This is a genomic window from Pseudonocardia wallangbongensis (genome assembly GCF_054486945.1).
In genome coordinates this window covers 346,783-364,445 of the sequence record NZ_JBRERS010000006.1, presented here as the reverse complement: position 1 = coordinate 364,445, position 17,663 = coordinate 346,783, and the positions used below count along the sequence as shown (strand labels likewise).

Annotated in this window: 14 protein-coding genes; 9 read left to right on the top strand and 5 right to left on the bottom strand. The window is 72.2% G+C overall.

The window, feature by feature from the left end:
* Positions 1 to 146 precede the first annotated feature (146 nt).
* Entirely contained in the window at positions 147 to 1,538 is a 1,392-nt protein-coding gene (locus tag ACU436_RS23845; RefSeq protein ID WP_459028813.1) for a hypothetical protein, read from the bottom strand.
* Between the two features lie 110 nt (positions 1,539 to 1,648).
* Here ACU436_RS23845 and ACU436_RS23840 point away from each other — a divergent pair, with 110 nt between their 5' ends.
* From ACU436_RS23840 to ACU436_RS23800, 9 genes are all read left to right on the top strand, one after another.
* Complete coding sequence (locus ACU436_RS23840; RefSeq protein ID WP_459028811.1) at positions 1,649 to 2,524, top strand: NUDIX domain-containing protein; 876 nt, start codon at positions 1,649 to 1,651, stop codon at positions 2,522 to 2,524.
* A gap of 21 nt (positions 2,525 to 2,545) precedes the next feature.
* Positions 2,546 to 3,112 (top strand): hypothetical protein, encoded by a 567-nt coding sequence (locus tag ACU436_RS23835; protein WP_459028809.1) that lies wholly within the window; start codon positions 2,546 to 2,548, stop codon positions 3,110 to 3,112.
* Between the two features lie 105 nt (positions 3,113 to 3,217).
* Complete coding sequence (gene typA, locus ACU436_RS23830; RefSeq protein WP_459028807.1) at positions 3,218 to 5,146, top strand: translational GTPase TypA; 1,929 nt, start codon at positions 3,218 to 3,220, stop codon at positions 5,144 to 5,146.
* 34 nt (positions 5,147 to 5,180) lie between these two features.
* Positions 5,181 to 7,013: an ABC transporter family substrate-binding protein gene (locus ACU436_RS23825; RefSeq protein ID WP_459028805.1), complete on the top strand. Its 1,833-nt coding sequence runs from the start codon at positions 5,181 to 5,183 to the stop codon at positions 7,011 to 7,013.
* A 220-nt stretch (positions 7,014 to 7,233) separates the two neighbouring features.
* Positions 7,234 to 8,985, top strand: a complete 1,752-nt coding sequence (locus ACU436_RS23820; protein ID WP_459028803.1) for an ABC transporter family substrate-binding protein — start codon at positions 7,234 to 7,236, stop codon at positions 8,983 to 8,985.
* A 98-nt stretch (positions 8,986 to 9,083) separates the two neighbouring features.
* Positions 9,084 to 10,064: an ABC transporter permease gene (locus ACU436_RS23815; RefSeq protein WP_459028802.1), complete on the top strand. Its 981-nt coding sequence runs from the start codon at positions 9,084 to 9,086 to the stop codon at positions 10,062 to 10,064.
* Positions 10,057 to 10,980 (top strand): ABC transporter permease, encoded by a 924-nt coding sequence (locus tag ACU436_RS23810; protein ID WP_459028800.1) that lies wholly within the window; start codon positions 10,057 to 10,059, stop codon positions 10,978 to 10,980. The genes ACU436_RS23815 and ACU436_RS23810 overlap by 8 nt, the downstream gene beginning before the upstream one ends.
* A gap of 73 nt (positions 10,981 to 11,053) precedes the next feature.
* Complete coding sequence (locus ACU436_RS23805) at positions 11,054 to 12,193, top strand: ABC transporter ATP-binding protein (protein ID WP_459028798.1); 1,140 nt, start codon at positions 11,054 to 11,056, stop codon at positions 12,191 to 12,193.
* Positions 12,190 to 13,218, top strand: a complete 1,029-nt coding sequence (locus ACU436_RS23800) for an ABC transporter ATP-binding protein (protein WP_459028796.1) — start codon at positions 12,190 to 12,192, stop codon at positions 13,216 to 13,218. Before ACU436_RS23805 ends, ACU436_RS23800 begins: the two co-directional genes overlap by 4 nt.
* A gap of 599 nt (positions 13,219 to 13,817) precedes the next feature.
* On the opposite strand, the gene ACU436_RS23795 is transcribed toward ACU436_RS23800, so the two are convergent.
* Genes ACU436_RS23795 through ACU436_RS23780 form a run of 4 tightly spaced genes read right to left on the bottom strand, consistent with a single transcriptional unit; the run spans position 13,818 to position 17,662 of the window.
* On the bottom strand, positions 13,818 to 14,819 hold the full coding sequence (locus ACU436_RS23795; RefSeq protein WP_459028795.1) for an ABC transporter ATP-binding protein: 1,002 nt from the start codon (positions 14,817 to 14,819) through the stop codon (positions 13,818 to 13,820).
* Positions 14,816 to 15,799: an ABC transporter ATP-binding protein gene (locus ACU436_RS23790; protein ID WP_459028794.1), complete on the bottom strand. Its 984-nt coding sequence runs from the start codon at positions 15,797 to 15,799 to the stop codon at positions 14,816 to 14,818. The genes ACU436_RS23795 and ACU436_RS23790 overlap by 4 nt, the downstream gene beginning before the upstream one ends.
* A complete protein-coding gene (locus ACU436_RS23785; RefSeq protein WP_459028792.1) occupies positions 15,799 to 16,743 on the bottom strand; it encodes an ABC transporter permease in 945 nt (314 codons plus the stop codon). The genes ACU436_RS23790 and ACU436_RS23785 overlap by 1 nt, the downstream gene beginning before the upstream one ends.
* Entirely contained in the window at positions 16,736 to 17,662 is a 927-nt protein-coding gene (locus tag ACU436_RS23780; protein ID WP_459028790.1) for an ABC transporter permease, read from the bottom strand. The genes ACU436_RS23785 and ACU436_RS23780 overlap by 8 nt, the downstream gene beginning before the upstream one ends.
* Position 17,663 lies beyond the last annotated feature (1 nt).

The window sequence follows — 17,663 nt, the reverse complement described above, 5'->3', positions numbered from 1 at the left end:
TGAGACGCCAGCCGACTTCGCACACCGAGCACCGACTTCACACAAGCCGGGCCCTGTGCGCAGTCCATGCTGGGTGTGCGAAGTGCGCGCGGAGGCCCTGTACCGGTCAGCACCAGCGTGATGGGTCGACCCCGCGGGGCCGGGAGTCAGGGGTAGCGGCGCGGGGGCGCGATCTGCTGGTCCTGCTCCTCCACCGGGACCCGTGACGGGCCCGGCACGTCCGAGGCCTCGGCCTCCCGGGGCGGGATCCGCATCGGCTGCGCCCGCGGGGCGTCGCCCCCGACGAGGCCGAGGTCGCCCAGCCCGGAAGCGGTCTGCTCGATCACGGTGCCCGCTTCGACCGGGCGGACCGGCTCGGCCGCGCCCACCTGCGAGGCCTGGAGCGAGCCGGGCTGGACCGGCCAGCCAGGCGGCACCGCGAGCGCGGGCAGTCCGGGCGCGGCGAGCGGGGCGTGCTGGACGGCGGACGGCACCTGCGACGACGTGGTGTGCTCGACCCGCTGCGGCCCTTCCGGCTCGGTGCCGGACGGCGTCGGCGGTTCGGGGGAGAACGGCAAGGCGGAACCGGCCGGCGGCTGATCGGCCGACGCCACGGCCGGCTGCGGCGCCGCCGCCACCTCCGGGTCGGCGGCCGGTTCGTGCGCGGCGGCCGGTTGCTGGGCGGGTGGCGCCGAGTCCGGGCCGGACCCGTTCGAGGACCCCGCCTCGCCGTTGCCGGCGGCGCGCCCCTCCGGGATGGCCCGGTCGAGCAGCTGGCGGCTCGTGTCGAGCTGGGCGGCGAGGTGCAGCCGCAGCTCCTGCAGGTCGTCGACCTCGCGCTGGGCGTCCTCGACGGTCTGCCGCACCGCGTCCTTCGCGTCGCCGACGACGCTGCGGGCCTGGTCCTCGGCGTCGTCCAGCAGGCGCCGGGCGCTGCGCATCGCCTCCGTCTGCATCTTCGCCAGCTGCGCCATCGCCTCGCGGCAGCGCAGCGCGAGGACCTGGCGGAACTCCTCCTCGTCCGCGGCGCGCCGGGTGGTGGCCTCGTCGTCGAGGCGGGTGCGCTCCTCGGCGGCCTCGCGGCGCATCCGTTCGAGCTCCTCCACGTCCCGCGGGCCGCGCAGCTCGTCCTCGTCGAAGCCGAAGCCACCCACGTCGCCGGCCTCGGCGCCGACGGCCGCGATGATCTCGGCAGCGTGGGCCGTGGCCTGGGCGGAGGCGTCGGCCCGTAGACCGGTGAACTCCTCCTTGGCCAGCCGCAGCATCACCTGCAGGCGCTCGTTCATGCTCTCGGTCGTGTCCGGAGGGCCGGTCAGCACCCGCAGCTCGCCACGCAGCCGCTCGATCTCGGTGTTCGCGGCCTCCAGTTCCTTGCGACACCCCGCGAGCTGCTGGCCCAGCTGCGAGGCCTGCTCGGCGGCGGCGGCACGGTCGGCGGCGAGGATCGTGGTCTCGGCGTCGATCCGGTTCAGGTGGTACGCGACCTGATCCGGGTCGTAACCGCGACGCACGACCGCGAACGCGGGGGCGGCGATCGGCGCCTGCTCGGCTGGAGCCATGTGGATCACGGTACGAGCGCCACGGCGCCACGGGTGCCAGTCCCACGGCTATTTCACCTGGTCGTGGCGCTGGAGGTGGGACATGGCGGCGTGTCTGCCACGATCGGGAGGTGCCCGTCCTGCGCTCGACCGTGCTGATCGACGCTCCCCAGCGCACCGTCGCCGGCCTCCTGCGCGACGCCGAGGTCTCGGCGGAGGCGATGCGCCGGTGTGGCCACCGGTTCGCGGCGGGGAGCCGGTTGGTGTGCCTCGGGGAGACCGTCCGGTTCGGGGTGCGGGTGGCGCCCGGTCTGCGGGTGCCGCTGCGTACGCGGATCACCGCGGTGTCGCCGACCGGGATCGAGTCGGTGCTGGTGGCCGGGCCGCTGCGCGCGTTGACGCACCGCACCACCCTGACGCCGACCGCCGCCGGCATCCTCCTGCTCGACGAGGTGAGCTGGACGTCACCGCTGGGCGGGCTCGGGCGCCTCGGCGACGTCCTGCTCGGGCGGGGGCTCGTGCTGCGGCTGCTCGCCGCGCGGGCGGATGCGCTGGTCGAGCGGGCGGCGGAGGTGACGGGCTGGCCGGTCGTCGTCGCCACCGCGGTGCTGCGCGACGGCACCGTGCTCGCCGCCCAGCGCACCCGGCCACCCGAGCTCGCCGGTCGTTGGGAGCTGCCGGGTGGGCGCGTGGAGGCCGGGGAGACCGAGCCCGACGCGGTCGCGCGCGAGCTGCGGGAGGAGCTGGGTGCCGACGTCCGCGCGACCGGGCGGCTCGGCACCGACCTGCCGCTCGTCGGCGTGCTGCTGCGGGTGCACACCGCGGAGCTGGAACCGGGCAGCCCCGAACCGCGGCCGTTGGAGCACGCGGCGCTGCGCTGGGTCGCCGGCGTCGACGTCCCCGGCGTCGACTGGGTGGCTGCCGACCGGGCGGTGGCCGCCGACCTGGTGGACCTGCTCCGGGTCGGGCCCTGCAACGTCGAGGGCCCCGGACGGAACCGCGCGTAGATCGACTCCGTCCATGCCGGCATGGCTCTGGAGCCCCTCCTCGCCCGCCAGGCGGGCGTGATCTCGCGCGAGCAGGCGTTGCAGGCGGGCCTCGCCGCGGCGACGGTCGACCGGATGGTGCGGACGCGGCGCTGGCAGCCGCTGCATCCGCGCGTCTACCTGGTGCGCGGGTATCCGGCGGGCGACGAGGCGCTGGCCCGGGCGGCGGTGCTGTGGGTGGGCGAGGGCGCGGTGCTGTCGGGGGCGGCGGCCGCGTGGTGGCACGGGCTGCTGGCCGGAGCGCCGCGCACGCTCGCCGTGACGGCGTCCGCCCGCCGGCCGGCCCGGCCGGGAGTCGTCGTGCGGTGCCGCCCGCTGGACGCCGCGGACCGCACCGAGCGCCGGGGTCTGCCGGTCACGCCGCTCGGGCTGACCGTGCTCGACGCCGCCGTGGAGCTCGGCGGACCGACGGGCGAGCTGCTGCTCCACCGCGGCCTGCTGGAGATCGGCTGGGCCGAGGTGCTCGCCGCGCACCGACGCAACCCCACGCTCGCCGGCAGGTCGCTCCTGTCGGCAGTCGCCGACCGTGCGTGCGGCCGCCGAGCGTGATCTCCACCACCTCGACGCCCGGATCGGCCCTTCCACCGGCACCTTGAGGTGAGGCTGTCCTCACTCCGGGGGCAGGGCCGGCGGCGGGTCGGGCTACCGTGAAGTGTGAGCACAGCAGCATCCACCCTCGCGGCTCCCGCGCAGCGGTCCGGCGCGTCCCGCGAATCGGGCGGCCGGCTGCGGAACGTCGCCATCGTCGCCCACGTCGACCACGGCAAGACCACCCTCGTCGACGCCATGTTGCGCGCCTCGGGCGCGTTCGGTGAGCGCGCCGCTGTGGTCGACCGGATCCTCGACTCCGGAGACCTGGAGCGTGAGAAGGGCATCACGATCCTCGCCAAGCACACGGCGATCAACTGGCACGGCACGACCCTGAACGTCGTCGACACACCGGGACACGCCGACTTCGGCGGGGAGGTCGAGCGCGGCCTCTCGATGGTCGACGGCGTCGTGCTGCTCGTCGACGCGAGCGAGGGGCCGCTGCCGCAGACCCGCTTCGTGCTGCGCAAGACCCTCGCCGCCGGCCTCCCGGTCGTCCTGGTCGTCAACAAGACCGACCGGCCGGACGCCCGTTGCGCCGAGGTCGTCGACGAGAGCCTCGAGCTGCTCCTGGAGCTGGCCGACGAGCTGGCGCTCGACGAGGACACCACGGGACAGCTGCTCGACCTGCCCGTCGTCTACGCGAGCGGCCGGGCCGGGCGCGCCTCCCGCATCCGTCCCGCCGACGGCGACCTGCCGGCCGACGCCGGTCTCGAGGCGCTGTTCGACGTCATCACCGAGACCGTCCCGCCGCCCGCCGACGACCCGGACGCGCCGCTGCAGGCCCACGTCACCAACCTCGACGCCTCGAGCTTCCTCGGCCGCATCGCGCTCTGCCGGGTGCGGGCAGGCGTGATCCGCAGGGGCCAGCAGGTCGGGTGGTGCAAGGCCGACGGCACGGTCACCCGCGTGAAGATCACCGAGCTGCTCCGGACGGTGGCCCTGGAGCGGGTACCTGCGGATTCCGCGAGCGCAGGCGACCTCGTCGCCGTGGCCGGCATCGCCGACGTCATGATCGGCGACACCCTCGCCGACCCCGACCAGCCGGTGCCGCTGCCGCGCATCCACGTCGACGAGCCGGCGATCGCCGTCACGATCGGGATCAACACCTCGCCGCTCGTCGGGCGCGACGAGCACCCGGGCACCAAGCTCACCGCCCGGCAGGTGAAGGGCCGCCTCGACGCCGAGCTCGTCGGCAACGTGTCGCTGCGCGTGCTGCCCACCGAGCGCCCGGACGCGTGGGAGGTGCAGGGCCGCGGCGAGCTGGCCCTCGCCGTGCTCGTGGAGACCATGCGCAGGGAGGGCTTCGAGCTCACGGTCGGCAAGCCGGAGGTCGTCACGCGCACGATCGACGGCAAGCTGCAGGAGCCGTTCGAGCAGCTGTCGGTCGACGTGCCGAGCGAGCACCTCGGCGCCGTCACGCAGCTGGTCGCCGGGCGCAAGGGTGAGCTCGGGCAGATGGTGCACGGCGAGAGCCGGGTGCGGATGGACTACCGGGTGCCGGCGCGCGGCCTGATCGGTTTCCGCACCGAGTTCCTGACGATCACGCGCGGGGCGGGCATCGCGAGCCACGTCTTCGACGGCTACGGCCCCTGGGTGGGCGAGCTGCGCACCCGTCAGCGCGGCTCGCTGGTGTCGGACCGGACCGGTCCGGTCACCGGGTACGCGGTCGACCAGCTCTCCGACCGGGGCGTGCTGTTCATCGGGCCCGGCACCCCGGTGTACGGGGGCATGGTGATCGGCGAGTACACCCGCGCCGAGGACCTCGAGGTCAACATCACCCGCGAGAAGAAGCTCACCAACATGCGCTCCTCCACGGGCGACGAGCTGGTGAAGCTGACCCCGCCCACCGTGCTCAACCTGGAGCAGGCCCTGGAGTTCTGCGCCACCGACGAGTGTGTCGAGGTCACGCCGGAGTCGGTGCGGATCCGCAAGGTCGAGCTGGACGCGCACTCCCGCGCCCGGCAGCGGGCCAGGGCGCGCAACCCCCGCTGATCGCAGGCGACCGCACCTCCATACGGTGGAGGGCATGACCTGGATGCGGGTGTCGGGCTGTGCTGCGTTGGTCCTGGCGCTCGTCGTGGCGGTGGCCGGCTGCTCGAACGAGCCGGTGGCGCCACCGCCGCCGGCGCCGATCCCGACCCCGCAGCCCGAGCCGACGCGGCTCGTGGCCGGGATCGGGGTCGATGACATGGGCGCGGGTTTCAACCCGCACCTGCTCGCCCACCAGTCGCCGGTCACCACGGCGCTCGCGACGCTCGTGCTCCCGTCGGTGTTCCGCTCCGACGCCGAGGGCGCGATGCACATCGACCCGACGATCGCGACGAGCGCCGAGGTCACCGCCACCGAGCCGTTCACGGTGAGCTACGAGCTCAACCTGGAGGCGTCCTGGTCGACGAACGCCCCGATCGCGGCGGAGGACTTCGTCTACCTGTGGGAGCAGATGCGCAGCCAGCCGGGCGTCACCGACGCCGCCGGCTACCAGCTCATCACCGAGGTGCGGTCCCGCGCCGGTGGCAAGGCGGTCGACGTCGTCTTCGCCCACCCCTACCCGGCGTGGCAGCACCTGTTCTCGGACCTCCTGCCCGCGCACATCCTCAAGGACGCCCCTGGCTCGTGGACGGGCGCGCTGACCGACGGCATCCCGGCATCCGGGGGTCCGTTCCGGGTCACCTCGGTCGACCGCGCCCGCGGTGAGGTGCTGCTCGCCCGCAACGACCTCTACTGGGACACGCCGACCGTGCTCGACGAGCTCCTGCTCCGCAGGATGGGACCGCAGGAGCTGGCGCCCGCGCTGGCCGCGGGCGACGTCGACGTCGCCCTGCCGGAGGCCGGGCCGGCCATCCGCACGGAGCTCGGCGGGCTGCAGCCCGCTCCCAAGCTGCAGCTGGCGCCGGAGCCGATCGTGACGCAGCTGGGGATGCGGGCCGACGGCGGCCCGCTGGCCGATGCCAGGACCCGCCGCGGGATCGCGATGCTGCTGGACCGGGACGCGATCCGCGCCGCGGTCGCCCCCGAGGCGCTGCCGGCCGACGCGTTCGGCCTCGCGCCGTCGCAGCCGGGGTACGCGTCCACGGAGCCGCCGGACACGCCGGTGCGCCACGACCCGGCCGCCGCGGCCCAGCTGCTCGCCAGCGCGGGCTGGAGTCGCGACCTCACGACGGGTCGGTGGGCGGTGGCGGGAGGCCCGGTGTCGATCGTGATCGGGGCCGCGAACGACCGCGCGGAGGACGTCGACGTGGCCCGGGTCGTCGCCGAGCAGCTCGACGCCGCCGGCATCGACGTCACGCTGGTGGGCCCGTCGGCCGTGGAGCTGTTCGGGCAGGCGGCGGTGCCTGCCGTCCCGCCGAGCCCCAGCCCCACCCCGTCGCCGACGGCCGAGCCCGGGTCGCCGGTCGCCACCCCGACCGAGCCGGCTCCGACCCCCACCCCGTCCGGGACGACCTCGGGCGCCCCGGCCACCACCACCCCCGCGCTGCCCCCCGCACCCGGCGGGGTGCAGGTCGACCTGATGGTCCTGCCGCGCACGGTCGGTGGCGACCCGGGCACCGAGCTTGCCTCCGACTACGGCTGCCCGGCCCCCACCGTGGTGGTGCCGGACCCGCCGCGCCCGACCACCGGCTTCTGCTTCCCCGCGCTGCGCCCGGCGCTGGACGAGCTCCTCTCGGCCACACCCCGCCCGGAGACGGCGGGTGCCGTGGAACAGGTGCTCTGGGCGCAGCTGCCGTTCCTCCCGCTGTTCCAGCCGGTGAACCTCGTGGTGAGCACCCCGACCGCCGACGCCGCGACCGGTATCGGGCCCGGCCCGCTCGGTTCCGGGCCGCTGACCGGTGCCCCGACGTGGCGGGCGCCCGCGGAGTGACCCAAGAGTAAGTTACCGCGAGGTAATGAGTTGTTGTCGCCCAGTTGGCTTCCGGTCACCCTTTGGTCACGATCGAGTGGCGGCGGATGACGGGCGCGAAAGCGCTTCCTACCGTGCCCTGGATCGGTGCGCCGGTTCGTCACATGGGCCGGGTTGCGCCGAGCCGATGCGAGAGGACGCCCGACCGGGTTGGTCCAGCAGAGAGAGGTCAGGAAGTCCGATGAGGAGATCGAGGGCGGCATCGCTCGCCGCCATCGGGGCGGTTGCCACACTGGTGCTCGCGGCCTGTGGCGGGGGCGGCGGCGATGGCGGTGACGCCTCGGAGGGCGGGATCTACCAGGACTGCGAGGCCAATCCGACCACCTGCAACGCCGTGCCGGCCGCGCAGATGCAGCAGGGTGGCACTCTCACGTTCGCGATCGAGAAGAACATCGCGAACTGGAACATCAACTCCTCGGAGGGCAACGTCTTCGAGCCCGCGATGGCGATCAAGACGCTCCTGCCCTGGGTCTTCACGACGACGCCGGACCTGAAGCAGGTGCTCAACGAGAACGTCTTCGTCTCGGCCGAGCAGACCAGCACCAGCCCGCAGACGATCGTCTACAAGATCAAGCCGGAAGCCGCATGGAGCGACGGCACGCCGATCACCGCCGACGACCTCGTCTTCCAGTGGAAGACGATGAACGGCAAGGACTGCCCCGGGTGCGCGGCGGCCCAGAACGCCGGCTACAACCAGGTCGAGTCGATCACCGCATCGGACGGCGGCAAGACCGCGACGATGGTGTTCGGCACGCCGTACGCCGACTGGAAGAACCTCTTCGCGTCGGGCACCCCGATCTACCCGGCGCACGTCGCCGCCCAGCAGGGTGACCTGAACACACCCGAGGGTCTGCAGGCGGCGTGGGACTGGTTCGGTGCCACGACGCCGACCTACAGCGGCGGCCCGTACCAGGTGGACAACTGGCAGGACAACGTCGCGCTCACCCTGGTGCCGAACCCGAAGTGGTACGGCGAGACGAAGCCCTCGCTCCAGCAGCTGATCATCCGGGTGATCACCGAGGCCTCGCAGGAGCCGATCGCCCTGCAGAACGACGAGGTGCAGGTCATCTACCCGCAGCCGCAGGTCGACCTCGTGCAGCAGGTGCAGAACATCCCCGGGGTGTCGCAGTACCAGGACCTCGGGCTCACCTGGGAGCACCTCGACCTGAACCTGGAGAACGAGTTCCTCGCCGACGAGCCGCTGCGCGACGCGATCTTCGCTGCCACGAACGTGCAGGCGATCATCGACTCCACCGTCGGCCAGTTCAACGAGGACGTCACGCCGCTCAAGAGCCACATGTTCGTGCCGGGCATCGACGGCTACAAGGACTACCTGCCGCCGGAGCAGGGCAGTGGCGACGTCGAGCGGGCCCGCCAGATCCTCACCGACGCCGGCTACACGAACATCGGCGAGGGCCAGCAGCTGACCAGGCCGGACGGCCGCGCGGTGCCGCCGCTGCGGATCCGCTACACGGTCGGCAACGCGATCCGGCAGACCACCGTGGAGCTGATCCAGTCGCAGGTGCGGCCGCTCGGCATCAACCTGGAGATCGTGCCCACCGACGACCTCGGCGGCACCACCAGCAGCGGTGACTACGACATGATCGTCTTCGCCTGGGTGCAGACGCCCGCGTCGTTCAGCAACGCCGAGCAGACCTGGAACACCTCGTCGGAGAGCAACTACGGGCACTACAGCAACCCCGAGGTCGACCGGCTCATGCACGAGGCGGCCACGTCCACCGATCTGGGCCCGGCCCGCGACAAGCTCAACGAGGCCGGCGAGATCCTCGCCGAGGACTCGTACGTGCTGCCGCTGTACCAGAAGCCGACGATCGTCGCGGCGCAGGACGACGTCGCGAACGTCCGGAACAACTCCTCGCTCGACGGTCCCACCTACAACGTCGAGGAGTGGGGTCTGCGGGCGGCAGGCTGACCTCCCCGCTCCCGGGCGGCCGCGCCTCCACGGCGGCCGCCCCGGGAGCGGCGTAGCCTCCCGTCGACCCGCCGTACCCACCACCCGGAAGATCCCCCATGCTCGCCTTTGCCGTGCGGCGGATCGCGGTGTCGCTCCCGATCCTGCTGATCTCGTCGTTCATCGTCTTCATGCTCGCGTCGCTGTCGGGCAACCCGCTGTCGCCACTGCTGAACCGGAATCCGCCGCCCCCGCCGGAGTCGATCGCGCTGGAGGCGGCGCGGCTGCGCCTGGACCACCCGATCCTCGAGCGGTACTGGATGTGGCTCACCGGGCTCTTCCACGGCGACTTCGGCCCGTCGGTCCAGTCGAACCTGAACATCGGCACCGAGGTGGCCGGCCGTTTCGTGGTCACGATGCGCCTGATCGTGATCGCGATGATCCTGGCGCTCGTCCTCGCCGTCGTGGTCGGCGTGATCAGCGCGGTGAAGCAGTACTCCAAGACCGACTACGCGGCCACGTTCCTCGGCTTCCTGTTCCTCGCGATGCCGGCGTTCTGGCTCGCGATCCTGCTCAAGCAGGCGGGGATCGACTTCAACAACGCCGTGGACGAGCAGGTCATCTACACGATCGGCGACTCCTCGGTGCCGCTCCCGCAGGGCTTCGGGGCGCAGGTGGCCGACATCGCGGGGCACATGATCCTGCCCACCATCTCGCTGGCGTTGATCTCCTACGCCGCGTGGAGCCGCTACCAGCGCGCCTCGATGCTCGAGGTGATGAACAGCGACTACGTGCGGCTGGCACGGGCGAAGGGCCTGTCCCGGCGCCGGGTCATGATCAAGCATGCGCTGCGCAACGCGCTGATCCCGCTCACCACGGTCACCGCCCTCGACCTCGCCTCGATCATCAGCGGCGCCGTGCTCACCGAGACCGTGTTCCAATGGCGTGGGATGGGCGACCTGCTCCTCAACGCGATCCGCAGCGACGACGTGTACGTCGTGATGGCGTGGCTGCTGGTCACCGCCACCGTGGTGATCGTGTTCAACCTGCTCGCCGACCTGCTCTACGCCGTCCTCGACCCCCGGATCCGCTATGCCTGAGACGCCCGTGACGGCCCCGTCGACCGAATCCCGCGCCGGGACACCGGAGCGCGAGTTCACCGTCGCCGAGCGCAGCCAGTTCCAACTCGTGCTGCGCCGGTTCCTGCAGCACCGGTTGGCCGTCGGCAGCCTCGTCGTGCTCGCGCTGCTGATCCTGCTGGCCTACGTCGGCGGCGCGCTGTGGCAGTACGACTTCGGCGAGTTCACCCCGGACAAGTCCGACGCACCGTCGCTCGCCCACCCGTTCGGCACGGACGCCGCCGGCAAGGACCAGTTCGCGCAGGTGCTGCGCGGCACCCAGATCTCGCTGCAGATCGCCGTGCTCGTCGCGCTCTTCTCCACGGTCGTCGGCACGGTGTGGGGCGCGGTCGCGGGGTACTTCGGCGGAATCGCCGACACGATCATGATGCGGGTCTCCGACCTCGTCCTCACGCTGCCGCTGCTGGCCGTCGCCGCGATGCTCGCGCACAACTTCGGCGGCTCCTGGTGGCTCATCTCCGTCGTCATCGCCGGCCTGTACTGGGCGTACGTCTCCCGGGTGGCCCGCGGCGTCGTGCTCTCGCTGCGGGAGAAGGAGTTCATCGAGGCGGCGAAGGCCCTGGGCGCGAGCGACGCGCGGATCATCTTCCGGCACCTGGTGCCCAACGCGCTCGGGGCGATCATCGTCAACGCCACGATCCTCGTGGCGCTCGCGATCCTGCTGGAGACGTCGCTGTCCTACCTGGGCTTCGGCGTGCGCCCGCCGGACACCTCGCTCGGCATCCTGGTCAGCGAGGCGCAGACGGCGCTCACCACCCGGCCGTGGCTCTTCTACTTCCCGGGCCTGTTCATCATCCTGATCGCCCTGACCATCAACTTCATCGGCGACGGCCTGCGGGACGCGCTCGACCCGCAGCAGACGAAGGTGCGTTCGTGACCGAGCTTGCGAGGTCACCATCGGACACAGCACCGTCGGTCATGAGGCTGACGAGCGCCAGCGAGGAGGTTCCATGACCGGCCCGGAGGACCTGCTCGCGGTGACGCAGACCGCGGGCGAGACAGCCCGCGCGTCCCACGACGTGGTGCTGGAGGTCGACGGCCTCACCGTCGGGTTCCCCACCGACGACGGCCTGGTGCAGGCCGTCCGTGGGGTGAGCTACCGGCTGCGCCGGGGCGAGGTCCTGGGCATCGTCGGCGAGTCCGGTTCCGGGAAGTCGGTCACGTCGATGGCCGTGATGGGGCTCCTGCCCGGCTCGGCCCGGGTCGGCGGCTCCGTGCGGTTCGGCGGCAAGGAACTGATCGGTGCCCCGGACGGGGAGCTGACGAAGATCCGCGGTCGGCGCATCGCGATGATCTTCCAGGACCCGATGACGTCGCTGAACCCCGTCTACACCGTGGGGTACCAGATCGCGGAGGCCGTGCGCGCCCACCACGACGTCAGCAAGGACGCCGCCCTGAATCGGGCCGCCGAGCTGCTGGAGACCGTGCGCATCCCCAACGCGAAGGCGCGGCTGGCCAGCTACCCGCACGAGCTCTCGGGCGGGATGCGGCAGCGCGTCGTCATCGCGATCGCCATGGCCAACGACCCGGACGTCATCATCGCCGACGAACCGACGACCGCCCTCGACGTCACGGTCCAGGCCCAGATCCTGGATGCGCTCGACACCGCCCGCGAGGAGACCGGCGCCGCCATGGTGCTGATCACCCACGACCTCGGCGTGATCGCCGGGCGGGCCGACCGCGTCCTCGTGATGTACGCGGGCAAGCTCGTCGAGAGCGGCAGCGCCGAGGACGTCTTCTACACCCCGCGCATGCCGTACTCGCTCGGGCTGCTGGGCAGCCTGCCGCGCCTCGACCGCCCGTCCGAGCGGCTCACCCCGATCCCCGGTGCGCCGCCGTCGCTGGTCAACATGCCGCCCGGGTGCCCGTTCACCCCGCGCTGCCCGCTGGCCCGGGACGTCTGCGACGAGGAGGAGCCGACGCTCCGACCCACCACGGACCCGGACCACACGGCCGCCTGCCACTTCTCGGACGAGCTGGTTGGCGTCGGGCCCAGCCAGCTGTTCGGCACCAGGGTCACCGACACGGCAGCGCTCGCCGAGTTCGTGCGCGAGACCTCCGACCGCGAAACGCAGGACGACGCCTCATGACCGCTCCCGTCGCCGCGCCGCCCGTGCTGAGCGTGCGCAACCTCGTCAAGCACTTCCCGGTGCGCTCCCGCGGACTGCTGCGCCGCCAGGTGGGGGAGGTGCACGCGGTCTGTGGTGTCTCGTTCGAACTCGCCGAGCAGGAGACCCTCGGCCTCGTCGGCGAGTCGGGCTGCGGTAAGAGCACCACCGCCCGCGTCCTGCTGAACCTGCAGCCGGCCACGTCCGGGGAGGTGCACTACCAGGGCCGCGAGCTCACGGCGCTCTCGCGCTCCGACATGCGGTCGCTGCGCCGCGACCTCCAGATCGTGTTCCAGGACCCCTACGCATCGCTCGATCCGCGGATGCCGGTCAACGAGATCATCGCCGAGCCGCTGCGCATCCACGGCCGGTACGGCGACGAGGGCCGCGCCGTCGTGCGCGACCTCCTGCGCACCGTCGGTCTCAAGCCCGAGCACGGCAACCGGTTCCCGCACGAGTTCTCCGGCGGCCAGCGCCAGCGCATCGGGGTGGCCAGGGCGCTCGCGCTGCGGCCCAAGGTGCTGGTGCTCGACGAGCCGGTGTCCGCGCTCGACGTCTCCATCCAGGCCGGCGTGCTGAACCTGCTCGACGAGCTGCAGTCCGAGCTCGGCCTGTCCTACCTGTTCGTGTCGCACGACCTGTCGGTGGTGCGCCACATCGCCGACCGCATCGCTGTGATGTACCTGGGCACGATCGTCGAGACGGGCACCTCCGAGGAGCTGTTCCAGGGCCCGGCCCACCCGTACACCCAGGCGCTGATCTCCGCGATCCCGCTGCCGGACCCGCGCAAGGAGCGAGCCCGCGAGCGGATCACCGTGGTCGGCGACGTGCCCAGCCCGGCCGACCCGCCCAGCGGCTGCCGCTTCCGCACCCGCTGCCCGAAGTTCGCGAACGAGCTCAGCGACTCCGAGCGCAAAGCCTGTGTGGAACAGCCGCCGGAGCTCGTCGACCGGGGCCACGGCCACCCGGCCGCGTGCCACTACGCGGAGCGCAAAGCCCTGCTCTGACGAGCCCGGCTCGGACGCTCCCGTGCCGCATTCGTCGGGCTACGGCCGAGCATCCGTCGCCATCGTGCCCTTGCCGGGCGCGGCTCGGTTGCCGCGAGTTGGTGGGGTCGGCGCGATTCCGGGCTGCGCCTCGCGTTGGTCGGTCGGAGATGCGTCGGGGTAGGCCCCGAGTAGGCACCCGTGGTTCGCGTGGGGTGCGCGAGTGGGCGCGCGGCGCTTTGCGCGCGGCGGTACGGACGGGGCCGGGTGGGAGAAGGACCGATCCTGTGGGCGCTCTGCGAGATGCTCGTCTTGCCTCCCGGACCTGGGTACGAGCACTCGCGTGGACGGCAGGTCGACTGCGTGTGGTCACCTGGCGGTCGCGATTGGTGGGTGGTCGACATGATCATGGATTCGGGGGCCTGATCGTTGCGAGTCCGCGCTCAGCGCCCCGGGCGGGGCGATCTGCCGCATCTCGGACCGATCATGCGCCCTTGATCGCTGCGAGACGGCGCTGAACGCCCTCGTCAGGGCAGGTTGGCACATCTCGGACCGATCACCCGACCCGCCCGCGCCCTGGCGCACTCCGGGGGGTGCTCCGTGCAACCGGGCAGCGGCGGCTACGAGGGGAGCAGGTGCTGCTCCTCCGCGTGGTGGCAGGCGCTCGCGTGGTGGCCGCCGCCGCGGACGACCAGGGCGGGCTCCTCGTCCTCGCAGATCTCCGTGGCCTTCCAGCACCTCGTGCGGAAGCGGCAGCCGCTCGGCGGGTCGACCGGGCTCGGGACGTCGCCGGTGAGCCGGATGCGGGCGCGCGCGGCCCGGACGGCCGGGTCGGGCACCGGCACGGCCGACAGGAGCGCCTGCGTGTAGGGGTGGGAGGGGCGGCCGTAGATCTCCTCCTCCGACCCGATCTCCACGATCTTGCCCAGGTACATGACGGCCACCCGGTCCGACAGGTGGCGCACCACGGAGAGGTCGTGGGCGATGAAGAGGTAGGAGAGCCCGAACTCGCGCTGCAGCTCGTCCAGCAGGTTCATCACCTGCGCCTGGATCGACACGTCGAGCGCCGACACCGGCTCGTCGCAGATGATCACCTCGGGCCGCAGCGCGAGCGCGCGGGCGATCCCGATCCGCTGGCGCTGGCCGCCGGAGAACTGGTGCGGGTAGCGGTTGATGTGCTCGGGGTTGAGCCCGACGACGTCGAGCAGCTCCTGCACCTTCCGGCGGCGCTCGCCCTTCGGGGCGACGTCGGGGTGGATGTCGAACGGCTCCCCGACGATGTCGCCCACGGTCATGCGGGGGTTCAGCGACGTGTACGGGTCCTGCAGCACGATCTGGATCGACCGGCGCAGGGCCGAAAGCTCCCTGCCCCGCTTGGCGAAGACGTCCTCCCCGCGGAACCGGACCCGGCCCGACGTGGGCGGCTCCAGCCGCATCAGCACCTGCGCCAGCGTCGACTTCCCGCAGCCGGACTCGCCGACCACACCGAGCGTCTCGCCCTTGTGCAGCTGGAAGGAGACACCGTCGACGGCCCGCACGTGCCCCACCGTGCGCTTGAGGACGATGCCGACCTGCACCGGGAAGTGTTTGACGAGGTCCTCGACCTCGAGAACCGGGGTCATCGGGCCACCAGCTCCTCGGCGAACAGGCACGCCGACGCCCGGCCGGACGGCAGCACCGCGAGCGGGGGCAGCTCGTCCGCGCAGCGCTCGACGGCCATCGGGCAGCGCGGGTGGAACGGGCAGCCGGACGGGATGCGGGTGAGGCTGGGTGGCAGCCCGCGGATGGCCTTCAGGTTGGTGCCCTTCGTGTCGACGCGCGGGATCGACTCCAGCAGCGACCGGGTGTACGGGTGGCAGGGGTTGGCGTAGAGGGAGTGCACGTCCGCGTGCTCGACGATCCGGCCCGCATACATCACGGCGATCCGGTCGGCGACCTCCGCGACCACGCCCAGGTCGTGCGTGATCAGGATCAGGCCCATGTGCCGTTCGGCCTGGATCTCGGCGAGCAGGTCCATGATCTGGGCCTGCACCGTGACGTCGAGGGCGGTGGTCGGCTCGTCGGCGATCAGGACGTCGGGGTCGAGCGCGAGCGACATCGCGATCATGACGCGCTGCCGCATGCCCCCGGAGAACTGGTGCGGGTGGTCGCGCACCCGCTGGCGGGCGCCCGGGATGCCGACCATGTCCAGCAGTTCGACGGCGCGGGCCTCGGCGTCGCGCTTGCTCGCGCCGCGCCGCGTCCGCAGCTGCTCCGCGATCTGGAACCCGACCGTGAACACCGGGTTCAGCGCCGAGAGGGCGTCTTGGAAGATCATCGCGATGTGCTCGCCGCGCAGCTCCCTGCGCCGGGCCGGAGCGGCGGTGAGCAGCTCCTCGCCGCGGTAGCGGACCGCGCCGCCGGTGACGACGCCGGGCGGGCTCTCCAGGATCCCCATGACCGTGTTGGCCGTGACGCTCTTGCCGGAGCCGGACTCGCCGAGCACGGCGAGCGTCTCCCCGGCGTCCACGTGGTAGTCGACGCCGTTGAGCACGTGCGCCACACCGTCGCGGGTGCGGAACTCGACGCGCAGGTCGTCCACCTCGAGCAGCGGGGTCGGCATCAACGGCCCTTCGGGTCGAACGCGTCGCGCACCGCGTCGCCCAGCATCACGAAGGCGAGCACCGTGACGGCGAGGAACGCGGCCGGGAACAGGAGCAGGTGCGGGGCGACGCGGATGTAGTCGCGCGCCTCGCTGATCATCACGCCCCACGAGACGACGGGGTCGCGCAGGCCGATGCCGAGGAACGACAGCGTGGCCTCGACGCCGATGAAGGCGCCGAGCGCGATCGTGGCGTACACCAGCACGGGGGCGAGGCAGTTGGGCAGCATGTGCCGCCAGATCACCCGCGCCGGTCCGGCGCCGAGCGCTCGGGCGGCGCGGACGTAGTCCTGGTCGCGGGCGGTGATGGCGGCCGAACGCGTGATCCGCATCGACACCGGCCACGACAGCGCGGCCATCGTCAGCACCACGAGCGCGGTGATCCCGGCGGCGCCCTCGCCGATGGCCTCGCGGAAGGACGAGAGGATCACGATCGCGCCGAGCACGAACGGCAGGCCGAAGACGACGTCCGTGAGGCGGGACACCAGGGTGTCGACCCAACCCCCGTGGTAGCCGGCGATCATGCCGAGCGTGCCGCCGAGGAGCACGGTGATCGTCGTGGCGAGCACGCCGACGACGATCGACACCCGGGTGCCGTAGATCGTCCGGGCGTACACGTCCCGGCCGAGCAGGTCGTAGCCGAACCACGCCTGTCCCGACGGCGGCTGCCGGCTGCGGGCGAGGTCACCCGCGCTCGGGTCGACGGACGTGAACAGCTGCGGGAAGGCCGCGAGCACCAGCAGGAACGCGATCAACGTCACCGAGATCAGGAAGAGCGGGCGCCTGCGCAGGTCGTGCCAGGCGTCGGAGGCGAGGCTGCGCGCCCGGTCGGGGGCGTCGGCTCCGCCCGCGGCCGGCGCGCCGGGCTCCGCCACCGCGGAGCCCAGCACGCTCGGGTCAGACATAGCGGATCCTCGGGTCGAGAACGGCGTAGACCACGTCCACCAGCAGGTTCATCAGCAGGTAGACGATCACGAGCAGGACGACCACGCCGGTGACGGTGGCGCCCTCCCGCAAGGCGATGGAGCGGAAGATCAGGCCACCGATGCCGCGGATGTTGAAGATGCCCTCGGTGACGATCGCGCCGCTCATGAGGGAGCCCAGGTCGACGCCGAGGAAGGTGACCACCGGGATCAACGAGTTGCGCAGCAGGTGCACGCCGACCACCCTGCGTGGTTCCAGGCCCTTCGCGACCGCGGTGCGGACGTAGTCGGAGCGCCGGTTCTCCGCGATGGACGTGCGGGTGAGCCGGGCCACGTAGGCCATCGACAGGCTGGCCAGCACGAAGCCGGGCACGAGGAGCTCGCCGAACCCGGCGTCGGACGAGACCGTCGGTGAGATGATCCCGAGCCGCAGACCGAGCACGGTCTGCAGCACGTATCCCGTGACGAACACCGGGATCGAGATCAGGAAGAGCGTCGTGACCAGCACGAGGTTGTCGAGGAAGCCGCCGGAGCGCAGGCCGGTGAGGACACCGGCGAGCACCCCGATGACGGCCTCGATCAGCAGCGCGACGAGGGCCAGCCGCAGCGTGACCGGGTAGGCGGTCGCGATCAGGTCGCCGACCGACGTGCCCGAGAACGTCTGCCCGAAGTCGCCCTGCAGCAGGTTCCCCAGGTAGCGCAGGTACTGGACGACCACGTTCTCGTCGAGGTGGAACTCCTCCCGCATGCGCGTGATGTAGGCGTCCGGGCAGGCCCGCTCGCCGCACTTGCCGGCGAACGGGTCACCCGGGAGGGCCCAGACGAGCAGGTAGATCAGGAACGTCGTGCCGATGAACACCGGGACGAGCTGGAGGAGCCGTCGAAGTATGTAGCGCCCCACT